Source organism: Janthinobacterium sp. LS2A, from assembly GCF_036543145.1.
GTDB lineage: Bacteria > Pseudomonadota > Gammaproteobacteria > Burkholderiales > Burkholderiaceae_D > Janthinobacterium > Janthinobacterium aestuarii.
Genome location: NZ_JAZHPB010000005.1, coordinates 371,242 through 390,540 on the forward strand (window position 1 = coordinate 371,242; position 19,299 = coordinate 390,540).

The window sequence follows — 19,299 nt, forward strand, 5'->3', positions numbered from 1 at the left end:
AGGGAGGATGAAAAAAGACGCTGGATCGGGAAAAGACAGACCAGTTTTATAACACGGTGTAAGTGGTATTGGGGTGGAAGCAGAACAAAGGGTGGAATCTGTGCAAGCGGCCGGGATACCCTCGGCGCGCCTGAAAAACGTTCAGAGCAAGGCGCCTTGCCGAAGACAGTACGAATAGTACGGCTAGGCAAGGCAACGCAGCTATGGACGTTTTCTCAGGTGTGCCATCAGAGCAGATCAAATACGGCCATCGACTCTACATGGGAAGTATGGGGGAACATGTTGACCACGCCCGCCTTGCTCAGCACATAACCCGCTTCCAGCGCCAGGATGCCGGCGTCGCGCGCCAGAGTCGATGGGCTGCACGAGACGTAGACGATGCGTTTCGGCAGCAGGTCAGGACGCACTTGCGACAGGCCGACCAGCGCCTGGCACAGGGCCATGGCGCCGTCGCGCGGCGGGTCGACGAGGATGCGGTCGAACTTGCCCAGCGCGATCAGATCATCCGTCGTCACTTCGAACAGGTTGCGCGTCGAGAACGAGGTTTTTTCCGCCAGGCCATTGGCCAGCGCGTTTTCCAGCGCCCGCTCCGTCAGGGTGGTGCTGCCTTCGATGCCGACCACTTCGCTGCCTTGCGTGGCCAGCGGCAAGGTGAAATTGCCCAGACCACAGAACAGGTCGGCCACGCGGTCCGTCGGCTGCACTTCCAGCAGGCGCAGTGCTTTCGATACCAGCACGCGGTTGATGTGGTGGTTCACCTGCGTGAAATCGACGGGCTTGAACGGCATCTTGACGCCGAATTCCGGCAGCAGGTAGTGCAATTGCTTGTCGAGCGGGTAGAACGGCACGGCCGTTTCCGGGCCTTTCACCTGCAACCACCATTGCACGCCATACTCGTCGGCAAAGGCCTTCAATTTCGTTTCGTCATCCGCCGTCAACGGCGCCATGATGCGCAAGACCATGGCGGTGACGTCTTCGCCCACGGCCAGCTCGATCTGCGGCATCTGGTCGAAAATCGACAGCGAACCGATCAGCGCACGCAGGGGCAGCAGCATGGCGGAGATATGCGGCGGCAGGATTTCGCAGCTATCCATGTCGGCGACAAACGCCGATTTCTTTTCATGGAAACCCACCAGCACAGCGTCTTTCTTCTTGACGTGGCGCACGGACAGGCGCGCGCGGTAGCGGTAGCCCCAGGTCGGGCCATACATGGGGCGCATGATGCTTTGCGGACGCACCTTGCCGATATGCCACAGATTGTCTTCCAGCACGCGCTGCTTGATCGCCACCTGCGCCGACGGTTCCAGGTGCTGCATCGAGCAGCCGCCGCAATTGTCGAAATGCTTGCATTTGGGCGTCACGCGCATAGCCGATTCGCGGTGCAGCGCCGTCATGCGGGCCATTTCCCAGTTCTTCTTTTTCTTGAACGTCACAAAGCTGACGCGCTCGCCCGGCAATGCGCCTTCGACAAACACGACCTTGCCCGGCGAGCCGTCTTCGTTCTCAATATGGCCAACGCCACGGGCGTCCATGTCGAGCGATTTGATTTCGATGATATTTTCTTGCATAGCGATCAATAGGTAAGAGTGGGCCAGGACGCAGGGCCGCGCTGGAACTTGAAAGAATGGGGGAAAGGTCAGGCGCCGCGAGCGGGGCGTATGATAGCAGATGCGGCCCCGGAAATACCGGGACCGGGCGTCCTACAATAATGAGTCGCGCACGACGCCGCGTGCCGCCATGGCGCGTTTCAGTTTAATCAGCGCTTCCTGCTGGATCTGGCGCACGCGCTCGCGCGTCACGCCCATTTCCTCGGCCAGGGTTTCCAGCGTAGCCGGATCGTCGTTATCGAGGCCGAAACGGCGCATGATGACGACACGCTGCTTGTCGGGCAGCTTGGTCAGCCAGTCGCGCACGAGCACCGTCATTTCATGGTGTTCGGCGCGCGCGTCGGGGCTGTCTTCGCTGGCGCCGGGCAGCATGTCCATCAAGGACGACTGCGGGTCGTTGTCGAGCGGCGCGTCGAGCGAGGTGGCATGCTCGGACAGGGCCAGGATATCCTGCACCTCTTCCACGGGACGGCCCACCAGATGGGCGATGTCTTCCGCCGTGGCATCCTTGCCGTCGTGGTGCTGGGCTTCCAGGTGGTATTTGCCGCGCAGGATCTGGTTCAGTTCGCGCACCATGTGCACGGGCAGGCGCACCGTGCGCGCCTGATTCATGATGGCGCGCTCGATGCTCTGGCGTATCCACCAGGTGGCGTAGGTAGAGAAACGGAAACCGCGTTCGGGCTCGAACTTGTCGATGGCGCGCATCAGGCCGATATTGCCCTCCTCGATCATGTCGAGCAAGACCACGCCGCGGTTGATGTAATGCTTGGCGATCGACACGACGAGGCGCAGGTTGTGCTCGATCATGGTTTGCCGGGCTTCGAAATTGCCCTGCTTGGCAAGGGTGGCGTAATGCACCTCTTGCGGCGCCGTCAGCAGGGGCCGCGTGCCGATCTGGTTCAGATAGTGCTGCGTGGTATCGGTCGACAGCTCGGCCGCCAGCACTTTTTTCAATTCATCGACACTTTCGACCACCACGCTGACGCTGGCCACCTCGCCGCCCTCGCCCGCGTCGACGGCGTCAATGCCGTCGAGCTCGCCGATATCGTCCGTCACGACTTCGTCTGCCCCGTCTTCCGGCAGTTCCGGGTCATCGTCCAGCTGATCGTGCGGCGCGTGTGTCATTGCTTTACCTAACGGTTAGGCAGGAATTTCGAAGGATCGACGGGCTTGCCCTGCTGTCGGATTTCAAAGTGCAGCTTCACGCGGTCGGCATCGGAATCGCCCATTTCAGCGATGGCCTGGCCTTTATTGACGTTCTGCCCTTCCTTCACCAGGATGCTGCGGTTATGCGCATACGCCGACAATAAACTATTACTGTGCTTCACGATGACAAGATTACCATAACCACGGATTCCGCTCCCGGCATACATGACTTTTCCCGCGCCGGCGGCCACCACTTGCTGGCCCGCCTTGCCAGCGATATCGACGCCCTTGTTCTTGCCTTCGTCGAAAGTGCCGATGACCTTGCCTTCGGAAGGCCACATCCAGCTGATCTTGTCTTCGCCAGGCGCCGATGCCGCAGGGGCTGCCGCGGCGGCGGCGGCCGGTGCAGCGGCGACAGTTGCCGCCGGCGCTGGCGCCGGTTTGGCGTCGCTGGTGCCGCCATCGGCGCGCAGCTCGGCCAGGGTGGCGTCGGAATACGCGCGCTTCTCGCCGCGCGGACCCGTTTTCTTCGGCACGACAGGCGCGGCCAGCTTGATTTCCGTCGACGGCGGCATGACGATGGCCGACGTTTGCGCGCCGCCCGTGTCGCCAGTTGGCGGCAGCACGCGCAGCACCTGGTCGACCTTGATGTCGTTCGGGTTGCTCAAGTCGTTCCAGGTCACCAGGTCGCGGTAATTCTGGCCGTGCTCGAGGGCGATGCGCAGCAGGGTGTCGCCGCGCTTGACCGTGTAATAGGCCGGGTCGCGGTCGCGCGGATCGCTGGCGGCGGCGCTGCTGCTCGATGGGTGGCGCTCCACGACGGGCGCCTGGACGCCCGTCGTGCCGCAACCGCTCAACAGCGCGGCCAAGGTGATGCTACATAGAAGTATGTTACTTTTCTTAATCATTCGCATGTAATTGTATGTCCTGCTTGCTAGCTGATCCGGGGATCATATGGTGCCCGGGCGCAAAGGCACGAAATGGCAGTCTTCCAGGGTCTGGCTGGTCCATTCCATTTTCCCCACCCGGGTAATGAGTTGTAAGTGTTGCAATTTAGCCCCCACCGGCGCAACCAGACGCCCGCCGGGCGCCAGCTGTTCCAGCAGGGCTTGCGGGACTTCCAGGCCGGCTGCGGCAAGGATGATCCCGTCGAAGGGCGCCGCCTGCGGCAGGCCAAGCATACCATCTCCGTACTGCAAGCGCAGATTCGACACGCGTAGCGGGCGCAAATTGGCCTTCGCCAGCTCGTGCAGAGGCCGGATGCGCTCGATCGAATACACCTCGTTCGCCACCAGCGACAGCACCGCGGCCTGGTAGCCGCAACCGGTGCCGATTTCCAGCACGCGCTGCAGCTTGCCGCCCTGGCGCATCACTTCGATCATGCGCGCCACGATGTACGGCTGCGAAATGGTCTGGTGGTGGCCGATGGGCAAGGAGGCGTCGATATACGCCTGCGACGCCAGCGCCTCGTCCATGAACATATGGCGCGGCACGGCTTGCAGCGCGTCGAGCACGAACTGGTCCTTGACGCCCTGCTTCGCCACGCGGGCCACCATGGCCCGGCGCACAGCTTCCGAGACGAGCGGGTTTTGCCGCGGCGGCGACACCACGGCCGGCTGCGCCCGCTCATTGGCGATCGCTTGCGCGCGCGACGGCGCGATGGCCGCATGCGCGCCATACGGCTGCGCCACGCCGCGCGCCGCGTTCTGCGCCGCATTCTGCGTGGCCGTCTGCGGCGTGGCGATCCGGGACTGGGCCAGCGACTGCCCCCCGCCCTGCCTGGCGGGCTTGCCGGCCAGCGAATCGAGGGAAAGGGGGAAGGTACGCGGCTTGTCAGTCATAGTGAGCGGTCATGCCAGGCCTTTTGCCAGCGCATCGAGTTGGGTGGTATGGGTCAGGTCGATCTGCAACGGCGTGATCGATACTTTTCCATGTTCAACGGCATGGAAGTCCGTGCCCGGACCGCCTTCCTTGGCCGCGCCGGCCGGGCCGATCCAGAAGATTTCACGGCCACGGGGGTCGAGCGCGCGGATGACGGGCTCGGCCGAATGGCGCTTGCCCAGGCGCGTGGCCACCACGCCTTGCAATTGCTCATAAGGGATGGCCGGGATGTTCACGTTCAGCAGATACGGTTTTTGCAGGGCGTCAAACTGGCGCTCGACGATTTCCCTGGCCACGCGGGCGGCCGCGTCCAGATTGGCCCAGCCGAACTGCGACTGGGAAAAGGCGATGGCGGGAATGCCGAACAGATAGCCTTCCGTGGCGGCCGCGACGGTGCCCGAGTACAGGGTGTCGTCGCCCATGTTGGGGCCGTTGTTGATGCCGGAGACCACCAGGTCCGGGCGCTCGATGAGCATGCCCGTCAGCGCCACGTGCACGCAGTCGGTGGGCGTGCCGTTGACAAAGTAAAAGCCGTTGGCGGCCTTGTGCACGGACAAGGGCCGGTCCAGGGACAGCGAATTGGACGCGCCCGAACGGTTGCTGTCGGGCGCCACCACGACGATGTCGGCGATGGGTGCGAGCGCGTCGGCCAATGCCTCCAGGCCGGGCGCCAGGTAACCGTCGTCGTTACTGATAAGAATTCTCATAACGAGATTTTACCTGAAGCAATGCCCACACTGCGCATGCCGCACGCCGATAGGCAGCATTTTTTGTGCCGCCGCGCGAAGATGGCGCACCCAGGTCAGCGCTGCTCGATGCGCGCTTCCGACAACGCCCCTTCCAGCGCCTGCACTTCATCTTCCTGCAAGGCCAGCAAGGCATTCAGGTCGCCTTGCAACTTGTACATCCTTTTCAACTGCGCCATGCCGCGCCGGCGCAGCTTGCCTGGCACGCCAGGGCGCAGCAGGCAAGACTTCAAATGTTCGGCCAGTTCGCCCGCCTGCGCATACTGTTCCCGCTCGATCATGCCTTGCAACATCGAGATCATGCTGGCCAGGGTGTCCGGCTCGGCCCCTTCGTGGCCGTTGGCGCGGCCGGCCAGGATGGTTTCCTGCAAATGCCGCGCGCCGTCGAGCACGCTGTCCGCATGCCCGGTGACGGGGGCGTTCAACAGCCGGTCGCTACCGCTGAGCACGGCGTCTTCGAGCAGGCGCGCCGCCTCGCTGTCGCCCTGCTGCTGCAGGGTGCCGGCCAATTGCGTCTTGCTGTGCAAGGTGTCGAGGTGGTCTTCGCCCAGCAGGCGCGCATGCACTTCCAGCACCTGCTCCTGCACGCTGCGCGCCGCATCGAGCTCGCCGCGCCGCAGCAGCGCCTCGGCCAGCTTGCGCTGGCTCATCAGGGTTTCCGGATGGTCGAGCCCGCGCGTGCGCTCGCGCGCCGCCACCTGGTCTTCGTGCAGCTGGCGCGCGCCGGCCCAGTCGCCCTGCCCGGCCACGACGTCGGCCAGCAAGTCGCGCGTGGACAAGGTGGCCGCATGGTCGCTGCCCAGGCGCCGCTCCTGTACCTGCAGCACGGCGGCGAGCAGGCGCCGCGCACCCTCCAGGTCGCCTTCGCGCCCCAGCGCCTGCGCCAGGGCCAGCTTGCTGCGCAAGGTATCGCCATGTTCGGCGCCAAACAGGCGCTCGCGCGCCGCCACCACCGTGGCCAGCACTTGCTGCGCCTGCGCCAGCCGACCCATGCGCAGCAAGGTGGCGGCGCGGCCATCCATCGCATCGAGGGTCAGCGGATGCTCGCCGCCCAGCTGGCGCGCATAGGTGGCCAGCACCGTATCCTGCAGCAGCAGCGCCGCCGCCAGTTCGCCCTGCAGCAACAGGGTTTGCGCCAGGAAGGCCCGGGCGGCCAGAGTGTCGGGATGTTCGCTGCCCAGCACGCGCTCGCGCACGTCGAGCACGTCTTCTTCCAGGAAGCGGGCTTCATCGAACTTGCCCAGCTGGCGCAGCAGGCGCGCCATGCCGCTCTTGCACGCCAGGCTGTCGGGATGCTCCTCGCCCAACAGGCGCACGCGGATCTCGACGCTCTGGCGAAAGGCGTCGAGCGCCTGCGCGCTGCGCCCATCCTTGCGGTACAGCTCGCCCAAACGGGCCAGGTCGCGCGCCAGCGGCAAGGCCACGGCGCGGCCCGGCTCGGCCAGCAAGGCCTGGCGCGCTTCGCTGATGGCGCCCAGCAAGGCGATTTCACGGCTCGACTGCCAGGGGAAGTAGCCGCCCGTCAGCCACTGCAAAAAGGCTTCGAAGGTGCGCGTGAGGGAAAAGCGGTCGCCGCCCTGGTCGATGCGCACGGCCAGCTGCTCGCCATAGGCAAAGGTTTTCGTCTGCTGCAGCTGGACTTCGTCGAAATAGCTGTCGAGGGCGATCTGCGGCAAGCCGTAGGAGGTGCGCAGCAGGCGCTCGAACATGGGCTGGAAGCCGGCGATGCCCTTGTGCGCGTCGCCGCGGCGCCACTCGGCGCGCTGCGCGCCATCGCCCATTTCTATGCGCGAGGGCAAGGGATACACGAGCAGCGGGCGCTGTTCGTCTTCATGGCTGCGGCGGTACTCGATGGCCCGCGTGACGAGCGCGTCGACGCCTTCCAGGCTTTGCCGGTTCGGCGTGAAGACCACCACAAGCTTTTTCGGCAGCAAGGTGGTGCAGATGCCGGCGCTGTCCGTGCGGCCCGTGCGCGAATCGACGAGCACATAGCGGAAATGCTGGGCCAGGGTATCGGCGAAGCAGCGGAACAGGGCCGGGCACGTGTCGAACAATTGATCCCAGCGCATCTGCGCCAGTCGCTCGCTGTAGCTGGCGTCGAAGCGTCCCGCGCGCATCAGGTACAGCGGACTGCCCTGGTCGACGCGCACCACGTACTGCTGCCAGTCGATGGCGTCGAGCACGCGCTGGGCCAGCGCCGCGTCCTCGCGTCCTGTGCCCTGTCCGCCGGCGCGCCCGCCCGCCGTTTCCAGGCTGATGCGTTCGAGCTGCTGGCGGCACGCTTCGAAGAACTCGAGCACGCCCGGCCGCTCTTCGTGCTGCTCGAAATAATGGTGCAGGCCCGGCGCTTCCATGTCCCAGTCCAGCATCAGCACGGGCACGCTGGCGTTTTCACGGCGCGCCAGCAGGACGGCGATGTTCGACAGGGCCATGGTGCGGCCGGTACCGCCCTTGTAGGAATAGAAGGTGACGACTTCGCCAGGGGCGCTCAAAGGCGGCAGGGAGAGGCGTTGGCATTCCATGACAGGACCTTTTACGTGATTAACGTGGAAAGTGGGGAGGCGGAATGGCGCGCCATTCCGGTGGAATATCGGGCAACACGAAACGGCTGCAATCGTGGCCGGGCGGTGTTGACCGCTTGAGCAAGTGGTAATGCGTGGCGATGCGCTGCACGATGCGTTCGATGTCGGGCAGGTATTGGGGGTTTGACTTCAGGTCGCCGCTGGCCAGTGTGTAGCCGGAAAAATCGACGTACAGGCCCGACTCCGTGATTTGCGGCGGCAAGCCGTCCGGATGGCGCGTCATGATGATGGGGATGATCAGGTGGCTGGGCAGTTCATACCAGGCGCGCCGCTCCTGTTCGATCAGCTGCATGGCGGCAAATTCACGCCGCGTATAGCCGTGCGCTTCATATTTGGGCGTGTACAGCACGATCATGCAGACGCTCTGGCACATGGCGCGCGCCACGCGCAGGTCGATATCGTCGCCGCCGCCCAACTGCTCGCTGTCGATGAACAGGACCTCCTCGCGGTCCAGGTGCGGCTCCAGATAGCACGCCAGCGCCTCGATGAGGTCATTCTTGAACTTGTTCATGAACGCATATTGGCCGTGTGCATAACTCAAGAAACAGCCGTAGCGGATCTCCATGGCATCCCCCTGTTCCCCGTGCGGCCCTGCCATCGCCGCGCCTTGCCCCTGTAAGGCATGGGCTCACTGTAGACCGCTCAGCAACAACCTTTTTGCGCTGGCGCAAAGATGTGTCTGGCGTCCTGGACATGCGTCACAATGCCAGAAACTGGCGTGATCGCGCCGCTTTCTGGCATACCAGGCGCGCAAGCGGGCGCCGCACGGAAAACGCTACTCGCTTGATAACAAAGGGAAATAAGCCGGCGCGCGGATGGCGCCGGCAAGCGGAACTTAAGCGCCCTTGGCGGGCAGGTTGCGAAAGAACTCCACCACTTCGGCGGTATCGCGCGTGCGCTTGAACGGCGGCAGGCTTTGCCAGATGCGCTTGCCATATGGCTTGGAAATGAGGCGCGGATCGCAAATCATCAGCACGCCCCGGTCGCCCTCGTCGCGGATCAGGCGGCCCGCGCCCTGCTTCAGGTTGATGATGGCTTCCGGCAGCGAGTGGTGCATGAAACCATTCTTGCCCTGCTTTTCCATCACTTCGATGCGCGCGGCCAGCACGGGGTCGTCGGGCGGCGCGAACGGCAGCTTGTCGATGATCACGAGGGACAGCGCATCGCCGCGCACGTCGACGCCTTCCCAGAAGCTCTGGCTACCGATCAGCACGCCATTGCCGGCCGCGCGGAACTGGTCGAGCAATTCCGTGCGGCCCTTTTCTCCCTGCACGAACAGGGGGAAGTTCAGGCCCCGCTGCCTGAATTCGTCGGCCAGGCGCTCGGCGGCCCGTTTCACGGCGCGCAAGGTGGTGCACAGGAAGAAGGTGCGCCCGCCCGCCGCCTCGATGATGGGCAAGGCGCAGTCGATGACGGCGTCCGTGTAGCCGAGCGAGTTCGGTTGCGGCAGGTTTTGCGGCACGAACAGCAAGCCCTGCTGGCCATAGTCGAACGGCGACGGCCACGTATGCGACGGCTCGCCCGTCAAGCCCATCTGTTCGGAAAAATGCTTGAAATCGTTTTTCACGGCCAGGGTGGCGGACGTGAAAATCCAGCTGCGCGGCGTGCCTTCGCGCTGGTTGTTGAAGATCGGCGCGATCGACAATGGCGTTTTATGCAACTGCAAGGAGCTGGAAAACGCTTCCACCCAGAACACGGCTTCCTCGCCAGCCGCCACTTTCGCTTTCGGATCGAACTTCCAGCCGCTCAGCTGCTGCGCCAGCTCGACGCCGCGCACTCTGCACTGCTCCAGCGTTTCCGCCCGTTCCGCCTGGGTTTCCAGCACGGCCACCATGCCGTCGAGCTCATCCTTGAGGGTATCGAGCGCGGGGAAAAAGTCGCTCGACGGGGCGATCTGCGGCAAGGACAGGCGCACGATATCCTGCGGGAAGGTCAGGCGCAGGTCGCGCGCCGCCTTTTCCACCACCGTGACGGTCTTGGCCCAGTCGATGCCGCGCGCGTGCGCGAGGCCCTCGGCCAGCACGTCGCGGCACAGCTCGAGGATTTGCGAGGTCGACACCGTGTTACCGAAGAACAAGGTCGCCGTATCGGGCAACTGGTGCGCCTCATCGAAGATGATGGTATTGGCCGACGGCAGCAATTCCGCCACGCCCGTGTCCTTCAGGGCCACGTCGGCAAAGAACAAATGATGGTTGACCACCACCACGTCAGCCTGCTGGGCTTCCTTGCGGGCCTTCATCACGAAGCAATCCTGGTAGTACTGGCACTCGGCGCCCATGCAGGTATCGCGCGTGGACGTCACCAGGTTCCAGATCATGGCGTTTTCCGGCACCTTGGCCAGCTCGGCCTTGTCGCCGGAACTGGTCATCTTGATGAAGCGCGAGATTTCGCGCAGATGGCCCACGTCGTCGCGCGACGTCATGCGGCCGTTCTGCAGCGTGCGTTCCAAATGATAGTGGCAGACGTAGTTCGAGCGGCCCTTGAGCAAGGCAACGGAAACGGGCGCCTGCAGCGCGGCGCGCACGGTGGGGATATCGCGCAGGAACAATTGATCCTGCAAGTTCTTCGTGCCCGTGGATACGATGGTCTTGCCGCCCCACATCAGGGCCGGCACCAGATAAGCGAAGGTTTTGCCGGTGCCCGTGCCCGCCTCGGCGATCAGGGTCGTCTGGCTGTCGATGGCGCTGGCGATGGCTTTCGCCATTTCCGTTTGCGAACGGCGCGGCTTGTAGCTGCCCACGGCGGGGCCGAGCGGGCCGCCGGCGCCAAACAGGCGCTCGATGTCGGCATCGTGCTTGCCAGGCGCCGCCTGCGGTTCGGCTGGCAGACTGGCTTGCAGATCGGCCGGCTGGCCATCTGGGCTTACTGGCAATGAATTGTGATCGGTCAAAATATACTTAGGTGAAGGCTGGACTGGACGCTACTGGCGCCCCTCAGGCGGGAACGTCGGGCACCAACTGCATTTTCAGCAAGGTGATGTGATCCTTCAATTGCAATTTGCGCTTTTTCAGGCGGCGCAGCTGCAGCTCGTCATGGTGGCCATCGAGTATCAGCAACTCGATGACGGCATCGAGGTCGCGGTGTTCCACGTTGAGTTCAATCAGGCGCCGCTCTATTTGCTGTGCATCGCTCATGTGTTGCGTTCCAGGCAGTGTTAGTAACAATGTTGGGAAACCGGCGCGCGCAGGCAGCCATGGTGCGTAGTTTAACCTGCCGCGCGCCTTAGGGCACGCCATTTCCGGCGCACCCTTGCACGGCAGTCTTAATTGGCCGGCGGCACAGGCACAACGGCCGGCGCGCTGGCAGCGGCGGCCGCCGCCTTGGCAGCCTTGGCCTGCGCTTCGGCCTGGCGCTCGGCCAGGCGTTGCGCCACCCGTTTCTGGCGCTCCACGGCATCCGCCTGTTTTTTCGCATAGGCGGCTTCACGGGCCGCGCGGCGCGGTGCTTCGGCCGCATCGTCGGCAGCCTGTTTCGCCACCTTCGCCGCTTGCTCGGCCTCGCGTTCGGCAAGGCTCTTGCCTTGCGGCTTGGGCGGCGCCGGCTCGGGCGTAACCACTTTCACGGGCTTGGGCACGGCGGCGGCTCGCTGCTCGGCGTCGAGGCGCGCACTTTCCTGCGTCCTGGCCAGGTCGATATCGCGCAGGCGCACGGATTCGGCCCGCTTGAAATAGTTCGCTTCCGCATCGACGGCGCGCAGGCGCACGAGGATCAGGCGGCGCTTTTCCTTGGCCTTGTCCAGGCAGTTATTCACGAAAAACTTGTCGTAGCACGCGAGTTCGCGCGCGGCAAACTCGTTTTCCGCCGCTTCGCGCTCGCTGGCCGACTGCTTCAGTTTGGCGTCCGCTTCTTCCACGGACAGGGTGGCGGGCACCTGCGGTGCACCGACCTCATCCAATGCCGCGGCGCCCTGGTGCGCGCAGGCGGACAACGCCAGGACCAGGCCCAGCGCCGCACCCAGCTTGTATAGTGTATTTGCCATCATGTTCATTATCCCTGCCTCAAACGATCGCGTCGGCCGCGCCGCGCTGTTCTTTTTCCATGTATTCGCGCGATTGCATCTCGATGATACGCGAAACGGTGCGGTGAAACTCGTTGGCCAGCATGCCGTTCGTGTACAGCTGGTCCGGCGGCACTTCGGCCGACATGATCAGCTTGACCTTCTGGTCATAAAACACGTCGATCAGCCACGTGAAGCGGCGCGCCTCGGACGACTGCGCCGCCGACATGGCCGGTATGCCGGACAATATCACCGTATGGAAGCGGCTGGCGATTTCCAGGTAATCATTTTGCGAACGGGGGCCGCCGCACAAGGTGGCGAAATCGAACCAGATGATGCCGCCGGCGCGGCGCAGGCAATGGATTTCGCGGCTCTCGATGCGGATGCGCGCGTCTTCGTCGGCCGTCTCGGCGATGCGCGTGTAGGCGTCGCGCAGGGCCTTGTCGGTCTCCGCGCCCAGCGGGGTATAGTAGCTTTCCACCTGTTCCAGCGCGCGGCCGCGGTAATCGACGCCGGCGTCGACGTTCATCACGTCGAGCTTGTCCTTGAGCAGCGCGATGGTCGGCAGCATGCGGTCGCGGTGCAGGCCGTCCGGATACAGCAGGTCCGGATCGTAATTCGACGTCATGATGAAGGACACGCCATTGGCGAACAGGGCCGACAGCAGGTTGTACAGGATCATCGCGTCGGCGATGTCGGAAACGTGGAATTCATCGAAACAGATGAGGCGGTATTTCTTGGCGATGCGCTTGGCCACCTCGTCGAGCGGGTCGGCCACGCCTTTCAATTCATCGAGCTGCTGGTGCACGCCGCGCATGAATTCGTGGAAGTGCAAACGCGTCTTGCGCACGAGGGGCACGACCGAGTAAAAACTGTCCATCAGGAACGATTTACCGCGCCCCACCCCGCCCCACATATACACGCCTTTCGGCACGGCAGGACGGTTCAGCAGGCGCTTGAAGGTGCTCGAGCGCTGGCCCTTGTAGGCCACCCACTCGTCATAGCACAGCTGCAGGCGGTCGACCGCGCGCCGTTGGGCGGCATCGGCCTTGAAATCACGCTTCTGCAGCGCGTGCTGGTAAAACTCTTCTACGTTCATGGGATTCGCTTTAACGCACAAGGGCGCCGGCGGAAAAAATCCGCGAGCGCCCCTGCAGGACTAACTACAATTAAAAGTTCAACGTACGCTTGTCAACAGCCAATGCCGCTTCCTTGGTCGCTTCCGACAGGGATGGGTGAGCGTGGCAGATGCGCGCGATGTCTTCGGCCGAGGCCTTGAATTCCATCGCCACGACGGCTTCGGAAATCAGTTCGGACGCCATCGGGCCGACGATGTGCACGCCGAGGATTTCATCGGTCGTCGCATCGGCCAGGAATTTCACCATGCCCGAGGTGTCGCCCAGCGCGCGCGCACGGCCGTTGGCCATGAACGGGAAGGTGCCGGCCTTGTAGGCGATGCCTTCGGCCTTCAGGGTTTGCTCGGTCTTGCCGACCCACGCGATTTCCGGCGAGGTGTAGATCACCCACGGAATCGTGTTGAAGTTGGTGTGGCCATGCTGGCCGGCGATACGCTCGGCCACAGCGACGCCTTCTTCTTCGGCCTTGTGCGCCAGCATCGGGCCGCGCACGACGTCGCCCACCGCCCAGACGTTCGGCAGGTTGGTCTTGCAGTCGCCGTCGACGGCGATGAAGCCGCGCTCGTCCAGCTGCAGGCCGACTTTGTCAGCGCCCAGGCCATTCGTGTTCGGCGTACGGCCGATCGAGATGATCAGCTTGTCGAACACGGCTTTTTGCGCTTCGCCCTTGGCGTCCACGAATTCCACGGTGACGTCTTTCTTGCCTGGCGTGATCGCACCGATCTTGCAACCGAGGTTGATCTTCAAGCCTTGCTTGGTGAACAGCTTCGACGCTTCCTTGGCGATCTGCTCGTCGACGGCGCCCAGGAAGACCGGCAGGCCTTCGAGCACGGTGACGTCGGAACCCAGGCGGCGCCATACGCTGCCCATTTCCAGGCCGATCACGCCGGCACCGATGACGCCCAGCTTGGCTGGTACGGCGTCGATGGCCAGTGCGCCCGTGTTCGACAGGATCAGTTTCTCGTCGAATGGTGCGCCCGGCAGTTCGCGCGCGTTCGAACCCGTGGCGATGACCACGTGCTTGGCCGTCAGGGTTTCGTTGGCTTCGCCCGTCACGCTGATGTCATACGTGCCAGCGGCGGCAGCGGCGAAAGCGGCGCGGCCGTGGAAGAAGGCGATCTTGTTCTTCTTGAACAGGTACAGGATGCCGTCGTTGTTTTGCTTGACGACGGTGTCCTTGCGCTTGAGCATCTGGCCCAGGTTCAGCTTCAGGCCGGCGACGTCGATGCCGTGCTCGGCGAAGCTGTGGCCCGCGTGTTCGAAGTGCTCGGACGATTGCAGCAGCGCTTTCGACGGGATGCAGCCGACGTTGGTGCAGGTACCGCCAGGAGCGGCGCCGCCCTTGGCGTTCGACCACTCGTCGACGCAAGCGACGGAAAAGCCCAGCTGCGCTGCGCGGATGGCGGCGATGTAGCCGCCAGGGCCCGCACCGATGACAACTACGTCAAATTGTTTAGTACTCATGTTTTGTTATTCCAATCTCTTCGTCTGGTACGAAAATCCACAATAGAAGGTAAATCACCACGCCGAAGCCGAAGGTCAATGTAAACAGGACGAAGACGAGACGCCAGATCCACGCTTCCATGCCGGAAGCGCGACCCAGGCCGCCGCAGACGCCGCCGAGCCAGCGGTCGTTGCGCGAACGGCGCAGGCGGTTGAATTCCTGCACCAGGTCGTTCGCCGGACCGGCCGCCGCATCGGCGCCGGCGCCGGACGTGCTGCCCGGCTTGTCCAGGTTGATATTGCTCAGGAGCTTGGCTTTCGCTTGCGCGAATTCCGCGTCGCTCAGAGCGCCCGCCAGGTGCAACTCGTGCAGACGCTTGATTTCTTCAGAGATGTTCATAGGAATCCTCTTTCATTGAGATCAGCCAGCTGCGTCTTCTGGCAAGGGGTATCAGCTACATTGCCCCGGCGGCTACGCCGGGGGACTACAGTGCTTACAGGTCCAGCAGCAGGCGTGCAGGATCTTCCAGCGCTTCTTTCATCGCCACCAGGCCCAGGACGGCTTCGCGGCCGTCGATGATGCGGTGGTCGTAGGACATGGCCAGGTAGTTCATCGGACGTACCACGATCTGGCCGTTTTCGACAACAGCGCGGTCCTTGGTCGCATGCACGCCCAGGATGGCCGATTGTGGCGGGTTGATGATCGGGGTCGACAGCATGGAGCCGAAGGTACCGCCGTTCGAGATCGAGAACGTGCCGCCCGTCAGGTCGTCCAGGGTCAGCTTGCCTTCCTTGGCTTTCGCGCCGAATTCACCGATTTTTTTCTCGATGTCGGCGATCGACAGCTGGTCCGCGTTGCGGATGATAGGCACGACCAGGCCGCGTGGCGAACCGACAGCGATACCGATGTCGAAGTAGCCGTGGTAGACGATGTCGTTGCCGTCAACGGAGGCATTGATGATCGGGTACTTTTTCAGGGCGGCGACGGCGGCCTTGACGAAGAAGGACATGAAGCCCAGCTTGACGCCGTGCTCTTTCTCGAACTTGTCCTTGTACTTGTTGCGCAGGTCGATGACCGGCTGCATGTTCACTTCATTGAACGTGGTCAGGATGGCGTTCGTCGATTGCGATTGCAGCAGGCGCTCGGCGATACGTGCGCGCAGGCGGCTCATCGGCACGCGCTCTTCAGGACGGTCACCCAGGTTGGCGGCCGATGGCGTGGCAACTTGTTGCAGCGCTGGCTTGGCAGCGGCTGGCGCCAGCGGCGCGACAGCTGGCTTGGCGGAAGCGGCCAGGGCGTCGCCCTTGGTCACGCGGCCGTCTTTGCCCGAACCGGCGACGTCGCCAGCGGACAGGCCTTTTTCGGACAGGATCTTGGCAGCGGCAGGCATGGCGACATCGCCTTTGGTCGCGACGGCTGGCGCCGAAGCGCTAGCGGTATCTTGGGCGGCGGCAGCCAGGGCTGGCGCAGGCACGGCCGACACTTCCATCGGGCTGACCTTGGCCGAGCCGTCGGTGTCGATGATGGCGATGACTTCGCCGGCGACAACGGTGGCGCCGTCAGCCTTGATGATTTGAACGATCACGCCAGCGGCTGGCGCCGGCAGTTCCAGCACGACTTTATCGGTTTCGATATCGATCATGTTTTCGTCGCGCGCAACTGCTTCGCCGACTTTCTTGTGCCATGCCAGCAGGGTCGCTTCTGCAACCGATTCCGACAACTGGGGAACCTTGACTTCGATTTGTGCCATGTAAAACTCCGTTTATTTTGTTATTGCGGCGCCGCCCCTGCGTAGCAAGGACGGCGCTCCGTCATGATGTATGCAAGCAGGCGCCATGCAATCGCATGGCGCCCCTTATCCTGCCACTTACTTGGTCAGGATAAAACCCTTCAGCTTCGAGAATGCCGTTTCCAGCAGATCTTTTTGCTGGGCGTAGTGCTTGTCATAGTAACCGACAGCAGGCGACGCCGAAGCAGGACGGCCGGCGTAGGCCAGACGCTGACCCGATTCCAGGCCTTCGAAGATGTTGTGCTGGATCTGGAACCAGGCGCCCTGGTTTTGCGGCTCGTCCTGTGCCCAGACGACTTCGACCAGGTTCGGGAACTTCTTCAGTTCAGCAGCGAACGACTTGTGCGGGAACGGATACAACTGTTCCAGCCGCACGATGGCCGTGTCGGTCTGGCCGCGGGTCTTGCGTGCGTTGACCAGGTCGTAATAGACCTTGCCCGAGCAGGCGACCACGCGCTTGACTTTCTTGGCGTCGATTTTGTCGTCGACTTCGCCGATGACGGTCTGGAAACCGCCCTTGGCCAGGTCGGTCAGCGGCGAACCGGCATCCTTGTTGCGCAACAGCGACTTCGGCGTCAGGATGACCAGCGGCTTGCGGAACTGGCGCACCATCTGGCGGCGCAGCAAATGGAAGATCTGCGAAGCCGTCGTCGGCTGCACCACTTGCATGTTGTTGTCTGCGCACAGCTGCAGGAAACGTTCAGGACGTGCGGACGAGTGCTCAGGACCCTGGCCTTCGTAACCGTGCGGCAGCATCATGACCAGGCCCGAAGCGCGGCCCCACTTCACTTCGCCGGAGCTGATGAATTGGTCGATCACCACTTGCGCGCCGTTGGCGAAGTCGCCGAACTGGGCTTCCCAGATCGTCAGCGTGTTCGGTTCAGCGGTCGAGTAGCCGTATTCGAAGGCCAGTACGGCTTCTTCGGACAGGACCGAGTCTATGACGGTAAACGGCGCCTGGTTGTCCGACACGTTTTGCAGCGGAATGTAGGTACCTGCATCCCAACGCTCGCGGTTCTGGTCATGCAGCACGGCGTGGCGGTGCACGAAGGTGCCGCGGCCGGCATCCTGTCCGGTCAGGCGGATGGCATAGCCGGACGATACCAGCGAAGCGTAGGCCAGGTGTTCGCCCATGCCCCAGTCCAGGTTCATTTCGCCACGGCCCATGGTGCCACGGTCGCCCAGTACTTTTTCAACCAGCGAGTGGACCTTGAAGTCTTCCGGCACGGTGGTGATGCGGGTGGCCAGGCGTTTCAGTTCCGTCATCGGCACGGCGGTGTCGGCCGAATCGGTCCATTTCTTGTTCAGGAAGGGCAGCCAGTCGACGGCGTACTTGTTCTTGAAGTTCGAGATGACCGGATCGACGGTATGCTTGCCGGCGTCCATGGCGTCGCGGAATGCGGCCACCATCTTGTCGCCGCCATCGGCAGGGATCACGCCTTGCGCTACCAGCTTGTCCGCGTACAGCTTGCGGGTGCCTGGATGCTGGCCGATCTTCTTGTACATCAGTGGCTGCGTCAGTGCCGGCGTATCTTGCTCGTTGTGGCCAAGCTTGCGGTAGCAGATAATGTCGAGGACGATGTCCTTCTTGAATTCCATGCGGTAGTCGAGCGCGATCTGCGTCGCCAGCACCACGGCTTCCGGATCATCGGCGTTGATGTGCAGGACCGGTGCTTCGATCATCTTGACGACGTCCGAGCAGTACAGGGTCGAGCGGGCATCGCGCGGATCCGAGGTGGTGAAACCTATCTGGTTGTTGATCACGATATGCACCGTGCCGCCGGTATGGTAGCCGCGGGTTTGCGCCAGATTCAGCGTTTCCATGACCACGCCCTGGCCGGCGAAAGCGGCATCGCCGTGCACCAGGATAGGCAGCACTTGCGCGCCCTGCGCGTCGCCGCGGCGATCCATGCGGGCCTTGACGGAACCTTCGACCACAGGGTTGACGATTTCCAGGTGCGACGGGTTGAACGCCAGCGACAGGTGGACCGGGCCGCCTGCGGTGGAGATGTCCGACGAGAAGCCTTGATGGTACTTCACGTCGCCGGCAGGCAGGTCGTCGCCATGCTTGCCTTCGAATTCTTCGAACAGTTCCTGCGGCGCTTTGCCCAGGGTGTTGACCAGCACGTTCAGGCGGCCGCGGTGGGCCATGCCGATGACGATTTCCTGCACGCCTTTTTCGCCGGCGCGCTGGATGGTTTCATCCATCGAGGCGATGAAGGTTTCGCCGCCTTCCAGGGAGAAGCGCTTCTGGCCCACGTAGCGGGTGTGCAGATAGCGTTCCAGGCCTTCAGCCGCGGTCAGGCGGTCGAGGATGTGAATTTTTTTCTCTGGGGTGAAATTCGGGGTCGAGCGGATCGATTCCAGTTTCTCTTGCAGCCAGCGCTTTTCGGCCGGGTCGGAGATGTACATGAATTCGGCGCCGATCGAACGCGTGTAGGTATCGCGCAGATAGTTGAGCAGATCGCGCAGGGTGGCGGTCTCGGGGCCAAAATAGGTATTGCTGATGTTGAACACGGTGTCCATGTCAGCGTCGGTGAAACCGTAGAAGCTCGGCTCGAGCTCAGGGATCATCGGACGTTCCTGGCGTTGCAGCGGATCCAAGTTGGCCCAGTGCGAACCGAGGTAGCGGTAAGCGGCGATCAGCTGCGTGGCGGCGACGCGCTTGCGGCCCATTTCAGCATCGAAGGAAGCGGTCACTGTGCGGATCGGACCAGCTTTTGCGCGCTCGGCGAACGAGGCGACGACGGAGGCATGCGCCACGTCAGGCTTGTTGGTGCCATCGACGGCAGGCACGTGCTGCATTGCGTCGAAGTAGGAACGCCAGTTATCGGGTACCGAGCCTGGGTTGTTCAGATACGCCTCGTACAGGTCTTCCACGTACGGAGCATTCCCACCGAACAGGTAGGAGTTGGTCGTTAATTGCTGCATATATTGCTCACCTTTCTTCGCGCTTCGCGAGGAATTAGCG

At 63.1% G+C, this 19,299-nt stretch carries 15 protein-coding genes; all 15 read right to left on the reverse strand.

Annotation, left to right across the window (positions count from 1 at the left end; translation table 11 throughout):
* Positions 1-227: 227 nt before the first annotated feature.
* The 15 genes from rlmD to V3C40_RS17155 all read right to left on the reverse strand — a co-directional run bounded on the left by rlmD (position 228) and on the right by V3C40_RS17155 (position 19,259).
* On the reverse strand, positions 228-1,568 hold the full coding sequence (gene rlmD, locus V3C40_RS17085) for a 23S rRNA (uracil(1939)-C(5))-methyltransferase RlmD (RefSeq protein ID WP_219327452.1): 1,341 nt from the start codon (positions 1,566-1,568) through the stop codon (positions 228-230).
* Between the two features lie 132 nt (positions 1,569-1,700).
* A complete protein-coding gene (gene rpoS, locus V3C40_RS17090; protein ID WP_128142399.1) occupies positions 1,701-2,732 on the reverse strand; it encodes an RNA polymerase sigma factor RpoS in 1,032 nt (343 codons plus the stop codon).
* Between the two features lie 8 nt (positions 2,733-2,740).
* The gene (locus tag V3C40_RS17095) at positions 2,741-3,661 is read right to left on the reverse strand and encodes a peptidoglycan DD-metalloendopeptidase family protein (protein WP_331778097.1); all 921 of its coding nucleotides are present in this window, start codon (positions 3,659-3,661) and stop codon (positions 2,741-2,743) included.
* 42 nt (positions 3,662-3,703) lie between these two features.
* Positions 3,704-4,594 (reverse strand): protein-L-isoaspartate(D-aspartate) O-methyltransferase, encoded by an 891-nt coding sequence (locus tag V3C40_RS17100; RefSeq protein ID WP_331778054.1) that lies wholly within the window; start codon positions 4,592-4,594, stop codon positions 3,704-3,706.
* A 9-nt stretch (positions 4,595-4,603) separates the two neighbouring features.
* On the reverse strand, positions 4,604-5,341 hold the full coding sequence (surE, locus tag V3C40_RS17105; RefSeq protein WP_230519001.1) for a 5'/3'-nucleotidase SurE: 738 nt from the start codon (positions 5,339-5,341) through the stop codon (positions 4,604-4,606).
* A 95-nt stretch (positions 5,342-5,436) separates the two neighbouring features.
* Entirely contained in the window at positions 5,437-7,902 is a 2,466-nt protein-coding gene (locus V3C40_RS17110; RefSeq protein ID WP_331778055.1) for a tetratricopeptide repeat protein, read from the reverse strand.
* Positions 7,903-7,921: 19 nt separating this feature from the next.
* Positions 7,922-8,527, reverse strand: coding sequence for a toll/interleukin-1 receptor domain-containing protein (locus V3C40_RS17115; RefSeq protein ID WP_034752049.1), 606 nt, complete (start codon positions 8,525-8,527; stop codon positions 7,922-7,924).
* Positions 8,528-8,797: 270 nt separating this feature from the next.
* Positions 8,798-10,852 carry an ATP-dependent DNA helicase gene (locus V3C40_RS17120; RefSeq protein WP_034752050.1) on the reverse strand — a complete coding sequence of 685 codons (2,055 nt, stop codon included), beginning with the start codon at positions 10,850-10,852 and terminating at the stop codon, positions 8,798-8,800.
* 43 nt (positions 10,853-10,895) lie between these two features.
* A complete protein-coding gene (locus V3C40_RS17125; RefSeq protein WP_034752051.1) occupies positions 10,896-11,096 on the reverse strand; it encodes a YdcH family protein in 201 nt (66 codons plus the stop codon).
* Between the two features lie 128 nt (positions 11,097-11,224).
* Positions 11,225-11,944 carry a hypothetical protein gene (locus tag V3C40_RS17130; RefSeq protein WP_219327454.1) on the reverse strand — a complete coding sequence of 240 codons (720 nt, stop codon included), beginning with the start codon at positions 11,942-11,944 and terminating at the stop codon, positions 11,225-11,227.
* Positions 11,945-11,960: 16 nt separating this feature from the next.
* Positions 11,961-13,058, reverse strand: coding sequence for a cell division protein ZapE (gene zapE, locus V3C40_RS17135; protein WP_072452591.1), 1,098 nt, complete (start codon positions 13,056-13,058; stop codon positions 11,961-11,963).
* A 70-nt stretch (positions 13,059-13,128) separates the two neighbouring features.
* The gene (lpdA, locus tag V3C40_RS17140; RefSeq protein ID WP_034752057.1) at positions 13,129-14,559 is read right to left on the reverse strand and encodes a dihydrolipoyl dehydrogenase; all 1,431 of its coding nucleotides are present in this window, start codon (positions 14,557-14,559) and stop codon (positions 13,129-13,131) included.
* A complete protein-coding gene (locus V3C40_RS17145; RefSeq protein ID WP_034752060.1) occupies positions 14,549-14,938 on the reverse strand; it encodes a PspC domain-containing protein in 390 nt (129 codons plus the stop codon). The genes lpdA and V3C40_RS17145 overlap by 11 nt, the downstream gene beginning before the upstream one ends.
* A gap of 94 nt (positions 14,939-15,032) precedes the next feature.
* Positions 15,033-16,289 (reverse strand): 2-oxoglutarate dehydrogenase complex dihydrolipoyllysine-residue succinyltransferase, encoded by a 1,257-nt coding sequence (odhB, locus tag V3C40_RS17150; protein ID WP_072452587.1) that lies wholly within the window; start codon positions 16,287-16,289, stop codon positions 15,033-15,035.
* Between the two features lie 117 nt (positions 16,290-16,406).
* Positions 16,407-19,259 carry a 2-oxoglutarate dehydrogenase E1 component gene (locus tag V3C40_RS17155; protein WP_034752063.1) on the reverse strand — a complete coding sequence of 951 codons (2,853 nt, stop codon included), beginning with the start codon at positions 19,257-19,259 and terminating at the stop codon, positions 16,407-16,409.
* Positions 19,260-19,299: the final 40 nt, after the last annotated feature.

Bases quoted from the DNA above. Each gene is read 5' to 3' on its own strand.
- rlmD (WP_219327452.1), bottom strand. From the start codon at position 1,568: ATGCAAGAAAATATCATCGAAATCAAATCGCTCGACATGGACGCCCGT.
- rpoS (WP_128142399.1), bottom strand. From the start codon at position 2,732: ATGACACACGCGCCGCACGATCAGCTGGACGATGACCCGGAACTGCCG.
- zapE (WP_072452591.1), bottom strand. From the start codon at position 13,058: ATGAACGTAGAAGAGTTTTACCAGCACGCGCTGCAGAAGCGTGATTTC.
- V3C40_RS17100 (WP_331778054.1), bottom strand. From the start codon at position 4,594: ATGACTGACAAGCCGCGTACCTTCCCCCTTTCCCTCGATTCGCTGGCC.
- V3C40_RS17095 (WP_331778097.1), bottom strand. From the start codon at position 3,661: ATGATTAAGAAAAGTAACATACTTCTATGTAGCATCACCTTGGCCGCG.
- V3C40_RS17155 (WP_034752063.1), bottom strand. From the start codon at position 19,259: ATGCAGCAATTAACGACCAACTCCTACCTGTTCGGTGGGAATGCTCCG.
- V3C40_RS17130 (WP_219327454.1), bottom strand. From the start codon at position 11,944: ATGATGGCAAATACACTATACAAGCTGGGTGCGGCGCTGGGCCTGGTC.
- lpdA (WP_034752057.1), bottom strand. From the start codon at position 14,559: ATGAGTACTAAACAATTTGACGTAGTTGTCATCGGTGCGGGCCCTGGC.
- odhB (WP_072452587.1), bottom strand. From the start codon at position 16,289: ATGGCACAAATCGAAGTCAAGGTTCCCCAGTTGTCGGAATCGGTTGCA.
- V3C40_RS17145 (WP_034752060.1), bottom strand. From the start codon at position 14,938: ATGAACATCTCTGAAGAAATCAAGCGTCTGCACGAGTTGCACCTGGCG.
- V3C40_RS17125 (WP_034752051.1), bottom strand. From the start codon at position 11,096: ATGAGCGATGCACAGCAAATAGAGCGGCGCCTGATTGAACTCAACGTG.
- V3C40_RS17110 (WP_331778055.1), bottom strand. From the start codon at position 7,902: ATGGAATGCCAACGCCTCTCCCTGCCGCCTTTGAGCGCCCCTGGCGAA.
- V3C40_RS17115 (WP_034752049.1), bottom strand. From the start codon at position 8,527: ATGGAGATCCGCTACGGCTGTTTCTTGAGTTATGCACACGGCCAATAT.
- surE (WP_230519001.1), bottom strand. From the start codon at position 5,341: ATGAGAATTCTTATCAGTAACGACGACGGTTACCTGGCGCCCGGCCTG.